The 18,081-nt window shown below is 68.1% G+C and carries 15 protein-coding genes; 6 read left to right on the top strand and 9 right to left on the bottom strand.

The genetic code is table 11. The annotated features are described in order from the left end of the window. Positions 1-57 precede the first annotated feature (57 nt). Entirely contained in the window at positions 58-1,470 is a 1,413-nt protein-coding gene (locus AC5RV3_RS04280) for a TrkH family potassium uptake protein (RefSeq protein WP_494121067.1), read from the top strand. A 40-nt stretch (positions 1,471-1,510) separates the two neighbouring features. Continuing rightward, the gene (locus tag AC5RV3_RS04285) at positions 1,511-2,149 is read left to right on the top strand and encodes a potassium channel family protein (protein ID WP_494113609.1); all 639 of its coding nucleotides are present in this window, start codon (positions 1,511-1,513) and stop codon (positions 2,147-2,149) included. A gap of 42 nt (positions 2,150-2,191) precedes the next feature. Here AC5RV3_RS04285 and proC read toward each other — a convergent pair whose 3' ends face one another. The 5 genes from proC to AC5RV3_RS04310 form a co-directional block, all read right to left on the bottom strand. Beyond that, the gene (proC, locus tag AC5RV3_RS04290) at positions 2,192-3,052 is read right to left on the bottom strand and encodes a pyrroline-5-carboxylate reductase (protein ID WP_494121068.1); all 861 of its coding nucleotides are present in this window, start codon (positions 3,050-3,052) and stop codon (positions 2,192-2,194) included. A 330-nt stretch (positions 3,053-3,382) separates the two neighbouring features. Beyond that, complete coding sequence (locus AC5RV3_RS04295; RefSeq protein ID WP_494121069.1) at positions 3,383-4,399, bottom strand: Ppx/GppA phosphatase family protein; 1,017 nt, start codon at positions 4,397-4,399, stop codon at positions 3,383-3,385. Positions 4,400-4,489: 90 nt separating this feature from the next. Next, complete coding sequence (gene topA / locus AC5RV3_RS04300) at positions 4,490-7,210, bottom strand: type I DNA topoisomerase (RefSeq protein WP_494121070.1); 2,721 nt, start codon at positions 7,208-7,210, stop codon at positions 4,490-4,492. Positions 7,211-7,389: 179 nt separating this feature from the next. Continuing rightward, positions 7,390-8,043, bottom strand: a complete 654-nt coding sequence (locus AC5RV3_RS04305; protein WP_494121071.1) for an ArsR/SmtB family transcription factor — start codon at positions 8,041-8,043, stop codon at positions 7,390-7,392. 79 nt (positions 8,044-8,122) lie between these two features. After that, on the bottom strand, positions 8,123-9,652 hold the full coding sequence (locus tag AC5RV3_RS04310) for a DUF7059 domain-containing protein (RefSeq protein ID WP_494121495.1): 1,530 nt from the start codon (positions 9,650-9,652) through the stop codon (positions 8,123-8,125). A gap of 156 nt (positions 9,653-9,808) precedes the next feature. On the opposite strand from AC5RV3_RS04310, the gene AC5RV3_RS04315 reads away from it, so the two are divergent. Together AC5RV3_RS04315 and AC5RV3_RS04320 are read left to right on the top strand one after the other, a co-directional pair. Beyond that, a complete protein-coding gene (locus tag AC5RV3_RS04315) occupies positions 9,809-11,551 on the top strand; it encodes a putative bifunctional diguanylate cyclase/phosphodiesterase (RefSeq protein ID WP_494121072.1) in 1,743 nt (580 codons plus the stop codon). Positions 11,552-11,611: 60 nt separating this feature from the next. Continuing rightward, on the top strand, positions 11,612-12,190 hold the full coding sequence (locus AC5RV3_RS04320; protein ID WP_494121073.1) for a GNAT family N-acetyltransferase: 579 nt from the start codon (positions 11,612-11,614) through the stop codon (positions 12,188-12,190). 156 nt (positions 12,191-12,346) lie between these two features. On the opposite strand, the gene trhO is transcribed toward AC5RV3_RS04320, so the two are convergent. Beyond that, positions 12,347-13,246: an oxygen-dependent tRNA uridine(34) hydroxylase TrhO gene (gene trhO, locus AC5RV3_RS04325; RefSeq protein WP_494121074.1), complete on the bottom strand. Its 900-nt coding sequence runs from the start codon at positions 13,244-13,246 to the stop codon at positions 12,347-12,349. Between the two features lie 97 nt (positions 13,247-13,343). Here trhO and AC5RV3_RS04330 point away from each other — a divergent pair, with 97 nt between their 5' ends. Continuing rightward, positions 13,344-14,018 (top strand): GNAT family N-acetyltransferase, encoded by a 675-nt coding sequence (locus AC5RV3_RS04330; protein WP_494121075.1) that lies wholly within the window; start codon positions 13,344-13,346, stop codon positions 14,016-14,018. Between the two features lie 198 nt (positions 14,019-14,216). Beyond that, positions 14,217-16,571 carry a DEAD/DEAH box helicase gene (locus tag AC5RV3_RS04335; protein WP_494121076.1) on the top strand — a complete coding sequence of 785 codons (2,355 nt, stop codon included), beginning with the start codon at positions 14,217-14,219 and terminating at the stop codon, positions 16,569-16,571. 29 nt (positions 16,572-16,600) lie between these two features. Here AC5RV3_RS04335 and AC5RV3_RS04340 read toward each other — a convergent pair whose 3' ends face one another. The 3 genes from AC5RV3_RS04340 to AC5RV3_RS04350 are packed head-to-tail and all read right to left on the bottom strand — an operon-like array spanning position 16,601 to position 17,972. Then, positions 16,601-17,071 carry an Rv3654c family TadE-like protein gene (locus AC5RV3_RS04340; RefSeq protein WP_494121077.1) on the bottom strand — a complete coding sequence of 157 codons (471 nt, stop codon included), beginning with the start codon at positions 17,069-17,071 and terminating at the stop codon, positions 16,601-16,603. After that, positions 17,061-17,501, bottom strand: coding sequence for a TadE family type IV pilus minor pilin (locus tag AC5RV3_RS04345; RefSeq protein WP_494121078.1), 441 nt, complete (start codon positions 17,499-17,501; stop codon positions 17,061-17,063). Before AC5RV3_RS04345 ends, AC5RV3_RS04340 begins: the two co-directional genes overlap by 11 nt. Positions 17,502-17,504: 3 nt before the next feature. Then, complete coding sequence (locus AC5RV3_RS04350) at positions 17,505-17,972, bottom strand: DUF4244 domain-containing protein (RefSeq protein ID WP_494121079.1); 468 nt, start codon at positions 17,970-17,972, stop codon at positions 17,505-17,507. Positions 17,973-18,081: the final 109 nt, after the last annotated feature.

Genomic DNA, 18,081 nt, shown 5'->3' on the forward strand with positions numbered 1-18,081 from the left:
TGATTTACTACTGCAAGGAACAAGTCAGCGATTCGGAGCCGGACAGAAGCGATTGGGATGACCAGACAGCAGCCGTCATGGCTGGCCGGGCGGGAACACGAACGATTCAGCCTCTTGCGCACGCTCCGCGACTTCGTGGACAGCGTTGCCAACAGTTCCCCGGCACGGCTGGCGTTGATCGTCTACGTGGCGGTGATCCTGGTCTTCACCGGGCTGCTGTCCTTGCCGGCCGCGGCGCGGGACGGCGACATCACGCCGCTGCACGACGCCTTCTTCACGGCCGTCTCGGCCGTCTGCGTCACGGGGCTGACCGTGGTGTCCACCGCTGCCCACTGGAGTTTCCTTGGCCAGGCCGTGATCCTGCTGGCCATCTTCATCGGCGGCCTGGGCACGTTGACCCTGGCCTCGCTGCTGGCGCTCATGGTGAGCAAGCGGTTGGGTGTGCGCGGCAAACTGATCGCCCAGTCCGCCATGAACAACGCAGGCCGCCTGGGCGAGGTCGGCGCGCTGCTGCGGATCGTGATCGCCACCTCGGTGATCATCGAGGTGGTGCTCGCCCTGGTGCTGTTCCCCCGCTTTCTGATGCTTGGCGAATCCTTTCCCCAAGCCGCCTGGCACGGCATCTTCTATGCCATCTCGGCGTTCAACAACGCGGGGTTCACCCCACACTCGGACGGCCTGGTCCCCTACGAGACCGACGAGTGGATCCTGCTGCCGCTGATGGCCGGAGGTTTCCTCGGCAGCCTCGGTTTCCCGGTGGTCATGGTGCTCCTGGAGCGGGGTTGGCGGTTCAGCAAATGGAACCTGCACACCAAGCTCACGGTCGAGGTGTCGCTGATCCTGCTGGTGGTCGGCGCCCTGGTTTGGGGAGCCATGGAGTGGAGCAACCCGGAGACCCTGGGCGGCATGAGCATCTGGGACAAGGTCCTCCACGCGACATTCGCCTCCGTCATGACCCGCTCGCTCGGCTTCAACCTGGTGGATATGAACAACCTGGAGCCGTCCACCATGCTCTTTTCCGATGCCCTGATGTTCGCCGGCGGCGGTTCCGCGTCGACTGCAGGCGGCATCAAAGTCACGACCATCGCGATCGTGTTCCTGGCCATCGTTGCCGAGGCGCGCGGCGACCGGGACGTGAAGATCCACGGCCGGACCATCCCGGAAGGCGCCATGCGGGTGGCCATCTCGGTGATCGTCATGGGTGCCACCTTGGTGGCCGTCGCCTGCGGCCTGCTGCTGGCCTTCACCGGCGAAAGCCTGGACCGGGTGTTGTTCGAGGTCATTTCCGCGTTCGCGACCTGCGGGCTGAGCACCAACCTGAGCGCCGAACTGCCGCCCGAGGGCAAATACGTGCTCTGCGCCCTGATGTTCGCCGGCCGCGTCGGCACCATCACGTTGGCCGCCGCGCTGGCGCTGCGCGAACGCCGCCAGCTGTTCCACTACCCCGAAGAGAGGCCCATCATTGGCTGAGAAGTCCGCATCGAACAGACGTCCCGCCCACAACGCGCCCGTGCTGGTGGTCGGCTTGGGCCGCTTCGGTGCCTCCACCGCGGAACAACTGGTCAAGCAGGGCCGCGAGGTGCTGGCGATCGAACGTGATCCGGCACTGGTGCAGAAGTGGTCGGGGCAGTTGACCCACGTGGTGGAGGCCGACGCGACGAACATCGACGCGCTGCGCCAACTGGGCGCCCAGGAGTTCAGCTCCGCCGTCGTCGGTGTGGGCACGTCGATCGAGTCCTCGGTGCTGATCACCGTGAACCTGGTGGACCTGGGCATCGAGCACCTTTGGGTCAAGGCCATCACCCCGTCGCACGGCAAGATCCTTTCGCGCATCGGCGCCAACCACGTCATCTATCCGGAGGCCGACGCCGGCCGCCGCGCCGCCCACCTGGTGGGCGGACGGATGCTGGACTTCATCGAGTTCGACGACGGTTTCGCCATCGTCAAAATGTACCCGCCGAAGGAGACCCAGGGCTTCACGCTGGGTGAGTCGCAGGTTCGCTCAAGGTACGGCGTCACCGTGGTGGGCGTGAAGTCACCCGGCGAAGACTTCACCTATGCGCGGCCGGAAACCAAGGTCTCCAGCCGGGACATGCTGATCGTCTCCGGGCACGTGGACCTGCTGGAGCGCTTCGCGGCCCGTCCGTAGCGGAGCCCGCGCCGGTCCCGGGATCCCAGGGCCTGCCGCGGTTCAGGCCAGTTCGCGCGACAGCTCGGCCGCCCGTTCGGCGGCGGCGGCGGCACCGCGCGCGATGACCCGCGGCAGCCCGTCGTCGTCGAAGGAGGCGATGGCGCGCTCCGTGGTGCCGTTCGGGCTGGTGACGGCGCGGCGCATGACCGCCGGGTCGGCATCCGGCGCGGTGAGCATGATGCCCGCGCCGGCCACGGTCTCGCGGGCCAGGGTCATCGACAGCTCCGGGTCCAGGCCCAGCTCCACGCCGGCAGCGGCCATGGCCTCGGCCAGGTAGAAGGCATAGGCGGGGCCGGAACCGCTGACCGCCGACACCGCGTCCAACTGGTTTTCCGGAACCACGACGACGGTGCCGGCGCCGGCGAACACCTCGCGGGCGGCAGCCAGCTGGGAATCGGTCACGTGGCTGCCGGCAGAGATGCCCACGGCGCCCCGGCGCACCTTGAGCGGCGTGTTGGGCATGCTGCGCACCAGCGGCTGGCCTTCCGGCAGCGCGGTTTCCATGGCGGCAACGGTGACCGCCGCGGCCACGGAAACCACCACCGTCGCCGCGTCCAAAGCCGGCGCGATGGTCCGGCACAGGTCCGCGATGCCCGCCGGCTTGACCCCCAGCACGGCAACGTCGGCACCCTGCACGGCGGTGGCGTTGGCGGCGGGGTCGTCCTGTTCCGCCAGCACCGTCAGGCCGGGATAACGTCCGTGCAGTTCCTCCGCGCGCTCGCTGCGGCGCACTGTCGCCGTCACGTTTTCGGCCGGTGTTCCCGAGGCCAGCAGCCCGGCCAGGATGGCCTCGTTCATGGACCCACAGCCCAGGAAAGCGATGCGGCGTGCGGTCGGTGTTCCGGTGGCGTCAGCAGTCATGTCTGCCATTGAATCATGTGGCCGTCATCGGGCGCGTGCCGCCGTTCCGTCCCCCGTCACAGCCGGCGGGGAAGAACTCACAGGTGTCGTTCAGGTATTTCACGGCGTTGTCCCAAAGTTGCCGCCTAGTGTCGTAAGCACCTCATCAAGGTGCGAGTGATGATGGACCGGATCTGCTGGTTCCGGTCCAGGCGCCGGCGAACAGCGGTTGACTCCCCCAACCGACCGCAACGTTCGCCGGCGTCGCCATTTAAGAACTCCCCCCGGGTACCGACAAACCTTGTAAGCCCCACGGGCACTGACAACTGCGCGGCTTATGGGCCGAAGTCGCTAGCTGCCCACCTTTTCGACGGCGGGGGCCGGCTCCAGCGCCTGCTGCACCAGCATGGTGCCCACCGGGCTGACCGGGGCGTCGCTGTCGTAGAGCAGGTGGTCGAAGCGTTTGAGGATCAGCCCCTCCCGCAGAGCCCAGGGGCAGATCTGCAAGGTCTCGATCCCGAACATTTCCATGGCCGCCTCGGCAACCATCGCCCCCGCCAGGAGCTGCGGCGCCCGCACCATCGAAACGCCGGGCAAATTAACACGGTCGCTGACCGGCATGGCGGCCAGCCTGCGCGCCCACAGGGACAGGTCCGTGCGGTGCAGTTCCCGCCGCACGTACGGGCCGGCGGCCGAGGGGGCGGCTCCGGCGATCCGTGCCAGCGAGCGGAAGGTCTTGGAAGTTCCGACCACCATGTCCGGCCGGCCCAGTGCAGAAAACTCTCCCACGACGGGAGCCAGCGTCTCGCGGATATACCCGTGCAGGTCCTTGATGCTCTTCACGCTCGGCGGGTCCTCGGGCAGCCACTGCCGGGTCAGCCGGCCGGCTCCCAGCGGCACCGATACGGCGAGTTCCGGCAGTTCATCATGGCCGATGGCCATTTCGAAGGAGCCGCCGCCAATGTCCAAATCCAGGATGGTGCCCGACCCCCAGCCGTACCAGCGTCGGACGGCCACCAGGGTCATGCCGGCCTCCTCCGGGCCGGTCAGCTCCTGCAGCGTGACATTGGCTTCCGCCTTGACCCGGTCCAGCACCGCCCTGCCGTTGTTCGCTTCGCGGATGGCGGAGGTGCAAAAGGCCAGCATGTCTTCGGCGCCATGCAGCCCGGCAAACCTCCAGGCCTCGCGGATAAAGCCGATGAGTTCCTGCTGGCCCTCTTCGCTGATATTGCCTTCGGCATCCAGGTAGGCCACCAGCGACAACGGCCGCTTGTGGGAGGCGAAAGGCACCGGCCGGGCACCCGGGTGGGCATCCACCAACAACAAATGCACCGTGTTGGAACCGATGTCGAGGACGCCCAGACGCATGTTCTCATTATGCAGTGTTGCGGCCCGGGCACCGCAAACAGGCAACGGTTCCGGCCCCGACCGCCGCGGGCCACGGCCGGGGCACGTCCGCTACTTCTTGGCGGCGGCCTTGCGCCGTACCGGTTTCTTTGCCGCCGGTTTCGCCGGTCCCTTCGCGCGCTTCTCCGCCAGCAGTTCGATGGCCTGCTCGCGGGTCAGTTCCTCGATGACGGTTGAGCGCGGCACCGTGATGTTCGTGACGCCGTCGGTAATGTAGGGGCCGAACCGGCCGTCCTTGACCACGATGTTCTTCTCCGACACCGGATCCACGCCGAACTCGGCCAGCGGCGCAGCCGCGGTGCGTCCGCCGCGGGTCTTCGGCTGCGAGTAGATCTCCAGCGCTTGTTCCAGCGTGATGGTGAAGATTTCCTCCTCGGAACCGATCGACCGCGAGTCGCTGCCCTTCTTCAGGTACGGGCCGAAGCGGCCGTTCTGCACGGTGATTTCGGTGCCCTCGGCGTCGGTGCCCAGCACCCGCGGCAGGCTCAGCAGCTTCAGCGCGTCCTCGAGGGTGACGGTGTCCACGCTCATCGATTTGAACAGGGAACCGGTGCGCGGCCTGACCTTGGCGGGCTTTTTCGGCGGCTTGGGCTTGCCGTTCTTGTAGTACTCCACCGGCTGCGCGGCCAGTTCTTCGGCCGTCGGCTCGTGGATCACTTCGGTGACGTAGGCGCCGTAACGGCCCTCCTTGGCCACGATCGTCCGACCGGTCTCCGGGTCCGTGCCAAGCTCGCGCTCGCCCGGTCCCTGGGTTTCCATCAGCTCGAGGGCTTTCTCCGGGGTCAGCTCGTCCGGAGCCAGGTCGTCGGGGACGTTGGCCCGCTCCGGCTCCTCGCCGTCGCCCTCGCCGTTGCGTTCCAGGTAGGGCCCGAACTTGCCCACCCGCAAGGTGATGCCCTCGGCAATCTCGATTGAATTGATCCGGCGCGGATCGATTTCGCCCAAGTCGTTCACCACGGTGTTCAGGCCGGTTTCCTTGCGGTCCCCGTAATAGAAGCCGGACAGCCACTCCGTCCGGCTGGCCTCGCCGCGGGCAATGCGGTCGAGGTCCTCTTCGAGTTCCGCCGTGAAGTCATAGTCCACGTAGTCGCTGAAGTACTCCTCCAGCAGCCGCACCACGGAGAACGCGATCCAGCTCGGAACCAGGGCGGAGCCGCGGGTGCGGACGTAGCCGCGGTCCATGATGGTGGAGATGGTGGCGGCGTAGGTGGACGGGCGGCCGATGCCGCGGTCTTCCAGCGTCTTGATCAGCGATGCTTCCGTGTAGCGCGGCGGTGCGGACGTCTCGTGTCCGACGGCGTCGACCGCCTGCGCGTCCAGCGCGTCGCCCTTGGCGAGGTTCGGCAGGCGTCCGCCGGTGGCATCGTCGTCGTCCTCGCGGCCGGCGTCCTTGCCCTCCTCATAGGCGGCCATGAATCCGGGGAAGGTGATGACGGTGCCGGATGCGGTGAACTCCGCGTCCCGCCCGTCCCCGGCCGTGGCGCCGAGCCGCACGGTGGACGTCGACCCCTTGGCGTCGGCCATTTGCGAGGCCACCGTGCGTTTCCAGACCAGCTCGTACAGCCGGTACTCGTCGCCGGAAAGCTGGCTGCGGACCTGGCCGGGCGTGCGGAACGAGTCCCCGGCAGGCCGGATGGCTTCGTGGGCTTCCTGGGCGTTCTTGTCCTTGCCCTTGTAGACGCGGCGGGCGTCCGGGACATATTCGGGTCCGTACAGCTCGGAGGCCTGGCGCCGCGCCGCGTTGACGGCCTGGTCGCTCAGCGCCGGCGAGTCCGTACGCATATAGGTGATGTAGCCGTTTTCATACAGCTTCTGCGCCACCTGCATGGTCGAGCGGGCGGAGAACCGGAGCTTGCGGGCTGCCTCCTGCTGCAGGGTGGACGTGGTGAACGGCGCTGCCGGACGGCGGGTGTATGGCTTGTTCTCAACCGCGCGGACGGAGAACCGGGCGCTGCGCAGGGAGTCTGCCAGGGCGGTGGCGGCGGCCTCGTCCAGATGGACGGCGGAGCGTGCCTTGAGCCGGCCCAGATCGTCGAAGTCCTTGCCGACGGCGACCCGGCTGCCGTCGACGGAGACCAGCTTGGCCTTGAACACCCCGCCCTTGTCGGCGTCCTCCGGCGCCACCGTGGCCACCAGGTCCCAGTAGGAAGCCGCCCGGAACGCCATCCGCTCGCGCTCACGCTCGACGACCAGCCGGGTAGCCACCGACTGCACGCGCCCGGCGGACAGGCCGGCCTTGACCTTGCGCCAGAGCACCGGGGAGAGTTCGTAGCCGAAGAGCCGGTCCACGATGCGGCGCGTTTCCTGGGCGTCGACCAGGTCGGTGTCCACCTCGCGGACCTCGGTCAGGGCGCGCTGCAGGGCTTCGCGGGTAATCTCGCTGAACGTCATGCGGTGCACGGGCACCTTGGGCTGGAGCACCTGCAGCAGGTGCCACGCGATGGCTTCGCCTTCGCGGTCACCGTCAGTTGCCAGATAGAGTTCGTCGGCGTCCTTGAGCATCGACTTGAGCTCGGAAACTTTTTTCTTCTTGTCCGGAGACACCACGTAATACGGCTCGAAACCGTTCTCGATATCCACGGCAAACTTGCCGACGGACGTCTTTTTCAGCTCGGTCGGCAGGTCGGAGGGCTGGGGCAGGTCACGGATGTGCCCCATGGAAGCCGTGACCTCAAAGCCCTCGCCGAGGTACCCGGCGATGGTTTTGCCCTTGGCCGGGGACTCGACGATGACGAGTTTCTTGCCGGTTTTTTCGCGGGCCTTGGCTGGCACTGTGCTCCTACGTAAAGAAAGGGGTGTTGATGCGCTTGTAAATACGTCCCCCAACCCGGCGGGGTGGAGGACCGTCAGCACTAGGTTAGCCGCAACAGTACCGCGAAACAGAAAACGCCAGCGGGTGCAGCCGGTTGCTTCCGGTGCCGCGGACCGCTGCCGATGCCCGCGGCAGGGCCCTAATCGTTGTCGATGTCGCCGGGCAGGAAGGAGAAGACATAGTAGAGCTTTTCCGCCCCTTCATCCCGGTTCTCCGGATTGGTGGTCGGGCTGTATTCCAGCAGGATCTCGCCGATCCGCCGGCCGAGGTCCTTTCGCTGTTCCTCGGTCAGGTAGAACCGTCCCGTGCTGAGGGCGGCCAGGTGCCCTTCCTGCCGCCACGTGTCAGGGTTCGGTAATTGCTTGTCCCGTTTAACGTACTTGGACAGACGTTCGCGCAGGTCGTTCAGTTCCACGTCCACCACGCCCATGGTGGCGGCACGGCTGTCCGCCACGCTGGTCACGTCCAGGCGTCCGGCTGCGGCCTGCCAATGCCGTTCCCGGCCGTCGCCCTGGTTCACGCACCGCTTGACGAATCCCCACTTTTCCAAGGCCCGGAGGTGGTAGCTCATGGCGCTGGGGGTCAGCCCGTGCCGCTGGGCCAACTCCGTGGCGGTGGCCGGCTGCTGCGTATCAAAGAGCTCTTCGATAACCTTCAACCGCACGTTATGGGCCAGGGCACGGATGGCTCGGGCGTCGGAGATATTGACCCTGTCTCCGGCTGCCGGCTCCGCCCGAGTGGCCGCCGCTGCAGCGGCCGCCCGGCCGGTCGTCGTGGTTGAACCCTTAGTCATGATCAGTAAGTGTAATGCCGGTCACCGCTCCCGGGCGGGGCTGCCGGGCAATCCCCGACTGCAATCCGGCAACAATTTCCTAGTCGCCGGCAGGCACCAGGAAGCCGTCTGCCACCAGGTTCCGCACTTCGGCGGACAGCTGCCGGGCGAAATCCGGCTCCTCGCGGCCCAACAGTGCCGCCAGGGCACCAATGATCTGGTCCACGCCCAGGTCGCCGTCGCTGGCGGAAACGAACCCGGCCAACTCGGTGCTCATCAGGTTGGTCCGGCGCAACCCCGCGCCTTGGCGCAGCAGGATGACGCCGGGATGTTCGGCGCCCGGCCGCTGGTGCCGCTCCTCGGTCACGTCCTCGGCCACCCGCAGATGCTGGCGGCCAAAGTCCGCGGCGTGCTCGGCCAGCCAATCGGCCCGTTCGACCGCTGCGGCCAGGTGCGGGCCGACGGGCTGCTCGATCGGATACGTGATCTCCTCGAACCGCCGCAGCGCTCCTGCACCTGCAGCGGCTGCCGTTGTCTCGAGCAGGGGGCGGCGCAGCCAGACCAGCCCAAAGCCGAGGGCCTCCACGTCCCGGGACGCGAAATCGTCCAGATAGGCGGCGTAAGCGGATTCGAACAGCTCCGGGTCGCGGTTCACCGAGGCGTCGCGCAGCCACGTCTGCGCATACTGCGCCGGGCTGAGCTGCTCCCGCTGGATCACCCAGGCGTCGATGTCCGGCGCCAGCCACTGCTCCAGCCGTGCGTGCCAACTGCCGGCTCCGGCCGGAATTTCCCAGTTGCCCAGCATCTGCGCAACACCGCCGTCGACCAATACCGAGGGCAGGGCGCGGAAGAGGGTGGCCACGATGTCGTCGCCGGGCAGCCCGCCGTCGCGGTAGGTGAATTGCTCGTCGGCGCGTTCGGCCGGGCGCCGCGGCGTGATCACGAACGGCGGGTTGGACACCACGAGGTCGAACCGCTCCCCCGCCACCGGTTCCAACAGGCTGCCCAGCCGCAGGCTGACCCGCTCCTCCAGGTTGTCCGGGTCCAGCCCGAGGGCACCGGCGTTGAGCGCCAGGTTGAACCGGGTGAAGGCCAGCGCCCGCTCCGAGATGTCGGTCGCGGTAGCGTGGCGGGCGTGTCCCAGCAGGTGGAAAAGCTGGATTCCGCAGCCGGTACCGAGGTCCAGTGCCCGTTCCACCTCGGGGCGGACGGTCAGCTGCGCCAGGGTCAGCGAGGCCTGGCCGATGCCCAAAACATGGTCGTGCCGGAGGACGCCGGGCCGCTGGTGCGCACCGAGGTCGCTGGCCACCCACAGCTCGGTCTCGCCGAAGGCGTACGGGCGGAGGTCAACAGCCGCCCTCCACTCACCGCCGTCGTGCTCGGCCAGCCGGAGGGCGGCCAGGCCGTCCAGCCCGGTGCGCGGGAACGCCCGTGCCAGCTGCCCGGGCTCCACGCCCCGGCCCAGCAGCCAGAGGCGCACGACGGCGGCCAGGCGGCCCTGCGCCGGATCCTCCAGCAGGCGGGCGGTGGCCAGAAGGGCCGGGACCAGCTGGTCGCGGTCGAGGGCCTCCCAGGCCTCTGCGCCGAGCAGCGCTGCCACCCCGTCCACGCTGTAATCGAGGTCGGTCATGTCTGTGGCCAGGTCCGCCAGCAGCCGCGGGTCGGTGCTGGCGGGCGCGCCGGGCACGTCGGAGAAGTCTGTTTTACGCACGGCCCAAGTTTAGTAACCCCGCCGGTTTCCCCGCCGTTCACCCCCACGGCGACGGCGTGTGGTACTGAGTGGGGCATGGATGCACGAACGAACGGGGCGGTCCTGCCCCGCACCGACCGGCCGAAACGCGTCGGCGACCTGGGTGTCAGGGTCCCGGTGGTCGCCGCCGACACCCTGGTGATGGAGGTCAACGGCTGGTTCCAGGCTGACCGCTCGCTGCAGGCCGTGGCGGTGGGAACGGACGGCCCGTACTGGCTGCTGTTGCGGGAGCGGCTGGAGTCGGAGCTCAGCGGCCGGCTCGGCTACGGCCGCGCACTTAACAGCCGCGCACGGGTGGGTCAGTTCCGGCCGGACCAATCCTTCGAAGTGGATCCTGAATTGTCCATGACGCAGACCGCGCGGGAGATCCTGGCCCGGCCGGCCGGCGCCCGGTACGAGGACTTTCTGGTGGTCGGTCCGGACGGTCCGCGCGTGGTGGCCGTCTCACGCATTTTCGAGGAAGTCTCGGCGCTCTTCCAGCATGACGCCATGCATGACCCGCTGACGGGACTGCCCAACCGGCGGCTGCTGGACGAGCGCGGGGCTGAGCTGGTCGGCGACTGCGACCCGGGCCGGGTTGCAATCCTGTGCATAGACCTCGACCGGTTCAAGCACGTCAACGACACCTTTGGCCACCGCGCGGGGGACGGCATCCTGAGGGGGTTCACCGGCCGGCTGCAGCGCACCGTGCGCGGCCGCGACATCGTGGCACGGCTGGGCGGCGACGAGTTCGCGGTGTTGCTGGTCGATGTCGGTCCCGAGCAGGCCCGCAGCATCGCGGACCGCATCTTGGCCGAGTCGATAAAACCTTTCCCCTTCGACGACCATGAGCTGCACGTGTCGGCGTCGATCGGGTTGGCCATGGCGTCCGACGTCGTCGAGGAAGAACAGCTAAGTCAACTGGACGTGCTGCTGCGGCAGGCCGACAGTGCCATGCTGGCGGCCAAACGCGCCGGGAAGGGCAGGGTTGTCTGGTTGGACACCCGCGGTGAAACCGCGCCGGTGGCCCGGCAGGCTCAGCTGCGGCGCCGGCTTCAGCTTGCGGTGGCACGGGGAAGTTTCCGCCTGCATTACCAACCCCTGCTGGATCTGGCCACCGACGGCAGCCTGGCAGTGGAGGCGCTGCTACGGTGGCACGACGAGGTCCTCGGCTCGGTGCCGCCGTCGGAGTTCATCCCCGTGGCCGAAAGCGTGAACCTGATCCAGCACATCGGACGCTGGGTCTTCAACGAGGCCTGCGCCCAAGCCGGCGCCTGGTTGGAGGCCGGCATCCCGCGAACCATCTCCATCAACGTCTCCCCGATCCAGCTGGCCGCGAACCGGGTCGTCGGCGAGCTGCTGGCCGCCATGCGTGCGCATCGCGTCCCGGCGGAACTGATCCGTGTGGAGATCACCGAGAGCTCCGCCATCGCGGACTTTCCCCGGGCGATTAAACAGCTGTCCGAGCTCCGCGCAGCCGGCATCTGCGTCGACCTGGATGATTTCGGCACCGGCTACTCGTCGGTCGGGATGCTGCGGGATCTGCCGCTGAACACCGTCAAAATCGACAAGTCCTTCATCGACAACATCGACACCTCCGAGCGCGAGGCCGCCTTCGTCGGCGGCCTGATCAATATCGCCCACGCTTGGGGCCTGAAGGTCACCGCCGAAGGCGTCGAACGGCTCGGCCAGCTGCGGGTGCTGCGGGAGCTCGGCTGCGACACGGCGCAGGGCTACTATATTTCCCATCCCACCGGCGCTGCGGACCTGCCCGGGGCGGAGTTGTTGGCGGGGCTTTAGCGACCACGGTCGCTGCTGCCCGTGCGTTACGCGGACGTGCTCGGGTGGTTAAATGACCTCATGCTCGTCACCACCACCTACCTTGAACAAACCGATCCGGCCCAGCTGGTGCCTGGCTCGCGCCCGCTGCCTGATGATGCCGCCGTGGTGCGGGTACCGCAGATCAGCCCCGAGTACAGCAAGTTTCTCTATCGGAGTGTGGGCAGCAGCTGGAACTGGGCTGACCGGCTGGTGCTCACACGCAGCGAATGGGACCAGGTCGTGCGTGCTCCCGGTGCGGAGACCTGGGTGCTGTACACCACCGGCGCCCCGGCCGGCTACGTGGAACTGCTGGGCCGCCCCGGCCAGGCGGGCACCGACGTCGAAATCATGTACTTCGGTCTGTTCCCCGAGGCGATCGGACGCGGCCTCGGCGGTGCCCTGCTGGCCGAGGGCATCCGGCAGGCCTGGCAGCTGCACGGCCGTTGGCACGGGTTTCCGCCGGTGCAGCGCGTCTGGGTGCATACCTGTTCACTTGACGGGCCGGCGGCGGTGGCCAACTACCAGGCGCGGGGCATGAGCGTGTTCAAGACCGAGGTCGAGGACATCGAACCGCAGGATGCAACTGCGGGCCTGTGGCCGGAGACCGCGAACGCCTGACCCGCCAGGGGACCGGACGTCCTTGGGAGGCCCCGAAATCGTCCCCGCGACGTAACAGTTCCTCGGGCAGTCCCTGCCCGGGAGCGACGTATGTGTTGCCGTCCGGGCCAGTCTGCAGGGCAGCCAGGCAGGGCAGTCGGGACAGTCAGGCGGCAGTCAGGCAGGCTCCGGGCAGCCGTCCGGGCAGCGCAGGGTCTGTGGATCCGCCGCGCACGCGGAACAGTACAACGTCAATTGGCGGCAGTCCGGGTTGGAACAGTTCTCGAACTTGTTGGTCGGCGCCTGGCAGCTGACGCATTCCCCGATGGTCTTGGCGTCCGGCGTGAACTCCAGGTGCATGCGCTGATCGAAGACGTAGAGCGAACCTTCCCACAGCCCGGCGTCGCCGAAGGTTTCGCCGTAACGGACGATTCCGCCGTCGAGCTGGTAGACCTCCTGGAAGCCCCGGTTGACCATCAGGGATGAAAGCACTTCGCAGCGGATGCCGCCGGTGCAATAGGTCACCACCGGCTTGTCCTTAAGCTCGTCGTACTTGCCCGAGTCCAGTTCCTTGATGAAGTCGTGGGTGGTGGCCACGTCCGGGACGATGGCGTCTTTGAACTTGCCAATTTGCGATTCAACGGCGTTGCGGCCGTCGAAGAAAACCACGTCTTCGCCGGCTGCCTTCTTCGCGTCGATGAGCTGGTGCAGTTCCTCCGGAAGCAGGTGCGTCCCGCCGCCGACCACGCCGCCCTGGTCCACTTTGAGCTCGCCCGGGGCACCGAAGGACACGATCTCGTCTCGGACCTTGACGCTCAGCCGCGGAAAGTCTTCCGCCCCGCCTTCGGACCACTTCACATCGAGGCCGCGGAAAGCGGGGTATTCGCGCATGGTTTTCACATACTGCTTCACCGCGTTCAGCTCGCCGCCCACGGTGCCGTTAATCCCGTCCTTGGAGATCAGGATCCGGCCGCGCAGGCCGAGTTTCTCACACAGCGCTCGTTGCCACAGCCGGACGGCGTCCGGGTCCGGCAGCGGGGTGAAGGCGTAATAAAGCACAATTCGGTTCAAAGCCACGCATCAAGGGTACGCGGTGGTCGGAAATCAGGGATTGTGACAGGGTTGTCATCGATTTCCTGTGCCGCCCGCGGCCGCTGTTCGGTACAGTCCTGCTATGGGTCACGAATACACGACTGACGTCCCCGACGACGTCCTTGCCGCCTGGGTTGCCGGCTGGTCGGCCTGCCGGGGCTACTCCGCCGAAGAGGTCGACGGACACCCGGCCGTGCTGCTGGCCGACAAGACCGGGGACTGGGAATACTTTGCGTTTGAACCGGGCGACGAGGAATTCGCCGCCGTGGCCCGCGACACCACCAAGTCGCCGGGACGGATCTTCACCGTGCTGACGCGCGACGCGCAGCGGATCCATCGACTGGCGCCGCAGCACGGGCTGCGCGTGCACCACAACGCCCAGTCGCTGATGGTCACCGACATGTCCGGCCAGGACACCGAGGACCCGTGGTACCGCGACCCCGATTTCAAGACCGAGGTCGAGAAGCACGGGAATGTCCACCGGGTCCGGGTGGTGCATGAAGGCAACGAGGCCGCCCACGGGGTCGCCGCCGCCGTCGACAATTTCGCGGTCTTCGACCATATTGAAACGGACGTTAATTACCGCCGCCGCGGGCTGGCCACGCACGTGATGCGCGCGCTGATCGCCTCCGTGTTGGAGCACATGGTGGACACCGGGCTGCTGATCGCCTCGCACGACGGCCAGATGCTCTACCGGCACCTGGGCTGGGACACCGTCTGCGATGTGATGATCCTCAAGCCCACGGCGGAGGGCTGACCGCCTACTGCCCGCCCAGTGCAGGTTGGCCGACGGCCCGGCAGGCGCCCGGCCTGCCGGGCAGCGGAAGCCCGCCCGCCGCGACCCGGGCGCCCGGCCTGCCGGGCTGCGGAAGCCCGCCCGCCGCGACCCGGGCGCCCGGCCTGCCGGGCTGCGGAGCCTGTCCGCCGCTCCTCCGTCTGGTGACACAATGTTCGGGTGGCCCTGCACGATTCCCTGATCCCGCTGCTCGGCTCCGGTCCGGAGCCTGAGCAACTCGTACACGTCCGCGAGCTTCCGGCCCGGGAGGCCGTGGCCGAGCCGTGGCCGGACTGGGTGCATGAAGATATTCGTGCCGCCTATGCCATGCTCGGGGTGCACGAGCCGTGGCGCCACCAAGTCCGCGCCGCAGAAAGTGCCCATCAGGGCCGCCATACGATCATTGCCACGGGAACCGCGTCCGGAAAATCGCTGGCCTACCAAGCGCCGGCTTTGGACGCCATCCACAGGACGGCCTTGGCAGACACCGTCAGGCTCGAGCCGAGCGGCGCCGTGGCCCTGTACCTGGCCCCGACCAAGGCGTTGGCGGCCGACCAACTGGCAGCCATCAAGGCGCTGAAGCTGCCCACCGTGCGGGCGGAAACCTACGACGGCGACACGGACCCGGGTGCCCGCCGCTGGATCCGGGACCATGCCAACTTCGTGCTGGCCAATCCGGACATGCTGCACTTCGGGATCCTGCCCAACCACGCCTGGTGGGCACGGTTCTTCCGCCGGCTGCGCTACGTGGTCATTGACGAGGCGCACAGTTACCGCGGTGTCTTCGGCTCGAATGTGGCCAACCTGGTGCGGCGGCTGCGCCGAATTTGCGCCAGCTACGGCGCGGACCCGGTGTTCATCGGGGCCTCTGCCACCTCCGCGGACCCCGGAACCTCGTTCGGCCGGCTGATTGGCGCGGAAGCCGAGGCTGTGACCGAAGACTGCTCGCCGCACGGCTCAACCACCGTGGCGTTCTGGGAACCTCAGCTGACCGAGCTCAAAGGCGAGAACGGCGCCAAGGAACGGCGCACGGTGGTTGCAGAGACATCCGACCTGCTGGCAAACCTCGTGGCTGCGCAGGTGCGTACCATCGCCTTCATCAAGTCGCGCCGGGGCGCCGAGACGATTTCCTCCATCACCAAGCGGCTGCTGGACGACGTCCATCCCTCGCTGCCGGGGCGGGTGGCTGCCTACCGCTCCGGCTACCTGCCGGAGGAGCGCCGCGAACTGGAAGCCAAGCTCAGGTCCGGGCAGCTGCTGGGCGTCTCGAGCACCTCGGCGCTGGAACTGGGCATCGACATCTCCGGGCTGGACGCCGTCCTGGTCGCGGGCTGGCCGGGCACCCGCGCGTCGTTGTTCCAGCAAATCGGACGTGCCGGCCGGTCCGGGCAGGACGCGCTGGCTGCCTTCGTGGCCAGCGACGATCCGCTGGACACCTACCTGGTGCACCATCCCGAGGCCGTCTTCGACGTCTCCGTGGAGGCGACCGTTTTCGACCCGTCGAATCCCTATGTCCTGGGGCCCCACCTGTGCGCCGCCGCCCAGGAGCTTCCGTTGACGCCGGCGGATATCGGGCTGTTCGGTGCAGCAGCTCCCGGCCTGCTCGACCAGCTGACCGCCGACGGTTATCTCCGGCGGCGGCCCGCCGGCTGGTATTGGACCCATCCGGAAAGCGCCGCGGCCATGGTGAATCTGCGGGCCGACGGCGGTGGACCGATCAGCATTGTCGAAACGGAATCAGGGACGCTGCTCGGGACCATGGACTCTCCGCAGTCGCACTACCAGGCCCACAGCGGCGCCGTGTACGTGCACCAAGGCACGACGTACGTGGTGGATGAACTCAACGAGCAGGACCACTGCGCGATGGTGACCCGGGCCAATCCGGACTACTACACGCAAGCCCGCGACGTTACGCAGATCGAAGTACTCGGTGCGCAGCGGACCGAGCAGTGGGGCGAGGTCCAGGCTTGTTTCGGCGACGTCAAGGTCACCACCAAAGTCATCTCCTTCCAGCGCAAGGCCTTCATCTCCAACGAAATTTTGGGCGAAGAGCCGCTGGATCTTGGCGCCCGGGAACTGTTCACCAAGGCCGTCTGGTTCGCCATCGGCGAGCAGCAATTGACGGCCGCCGGATTGGTCGCGGCCCGAGTCCCCGGCGCCCTGCATGCGGCAGAACATGCCGGCATCGGGCTGCTCCCGCTGGTGGCCTCCAGCGACCGGTGGGACATCGGCGGGGTGTCTACAGCACTGCATGCCGATACCGGCAAGCCAACCATCTTCGTCTACGACGGGCATCCCGGCGGTGCAGGCTTCGCTGAGCGGGGCTTCGAGGCGGCAAGGATCTGGCTGGCGGCCACCCGGGACGCCATCCGGTCCTGCGAGTGCGAAACGGGTTGCCCGTCCTGTGTGCAGTCCCCGAAATGCGGCAACAAGAACAATCCCCTGGACAAGTCCGGGGCGGTCACGCTGATCGAGGCCTTGCTTTCCCACGCCGGCCCTGCCCCTGCCGACCGGCACCAGACAGCCGTCGCATAACAGCGAGGCACCGCCGCCCTGCACTCGGCTTACCGCGCCGGTGGCGGTCCCGCCCGTGACAGGCCCTCGGCATGCGTCCATTGTCCGTTGAGCCACCCCAGCACGCCGGGCAGCCGGGTCCGGGTCCGAACGTCAACCACCACACCGCCGGGACCGGAGCGGCGGCAGGCGGACAGCTCGGCCTCCTGCTTGCGTGCCACTTCCGCGGCCAGGGTGCATGGTTCGCCGGCCAGCAGGCCGCGGGCAGCATCGGCACCGGCCAGGGCAGCCAGATCGGCCGCCTTGCCCGCCCGCGCCGATGCCGTACCCGCCTGCATCACCGTGACGACCACCGCGAGCATCAGGCACAGCAGCAGCACCAGCCCCACCGCCAGCACTGTTCCTGCCCCGTGGTCCGTGCCGTCCCCTCCTGTTGCGCCGGCACCGGCAGCCGCATCGGCCCCGGGCGGTGCCGCCCCGGGTGGTGCCGTCCCGGGCAACGGCGGACGGTTAACGGCCATCATTTCCTGCCTGACGGGACCACCGGCCCCCGGTCGGCTCGGCCGGCCCGGTGGCCCGGGCCTCCAGCGTCCAGCCGCCAAACTCCGGCCACGGACCCGGCACCTGCGCCGTGACATGGACAGTAACCCAGCCGCCGCCGCTGCCGGACGCCAACGTGGCGCCGTCCCCCGCGATGGAGCGGACGGTATGAGCGGCGGTTGTCTCCGACTCGCCGCGGCCGAGCTGCCGGACCGCGGCCTGCGCGGCCTTCTCCACATTCAACTGCGCAGCGCCGGCGGCTGCCCCGGCCAGCAGGAAGACCAGCACGACGACGACGGCGGGCAGGACGACGGCGAACTCAGCCGTAACGCTGCCGCGCTCGCCGGGACGGCCGAACTTGGCCTTGCCACGCTGACTGGCGCGGACGTGGGCGGGGCGGCACAGAGACACCGGTCAGACCGCCGTCAGCGCCAGTTCCACCAAGTCCGTGAGCATGCCACGCACTTCGCCGCTGCGCAGGATCAGGACCAAGAGGCCGGCGAAAGCCACCGCCGCAAGCGTCGCGATGGCATACTCGGCGGTAGCCATACCGGCTTCAGACCCTGCCAGGTGTCGCCATTTTCGCCTGTTCCGCTTGCCACAGCCGCCGGCCGGGAAGTCAATTTTCTCCGCCCGATGGCCGGAGTCCTCACGCTCCATCCGCGGCGGCCGCGACGGAGCGGGCCCGGCCGGCTGCGCAGCCGCGTTCCCGCGTGGATGCGGCAGCGCGGGGTTCGGCGTCAGCGCAGGGTTCGCCGGCAGCGCAGGGCTCGCCGGCAGCGCAGGGTTCGCCGTCAGCGCAGGGTTCGGGGCCGGCGCGGGGTCCGGCGGCAGCGAACGTGGTGCCGTCCGGTCCCGGATTTCGACCAGTGACAACGACATGTTTTCCTCCTGGATAAGGCCGCCGGATTGCGGTCATTCGAGCCTCCCCGACTACGCCAGGTGCGGGCACCGCCGACTTGCTGCCGGTGCACAACCTGCGGCGCGGTCT

It is taken from the genome of Arthrobacter sp. Y3221114 (assembly GCF_059092625.1).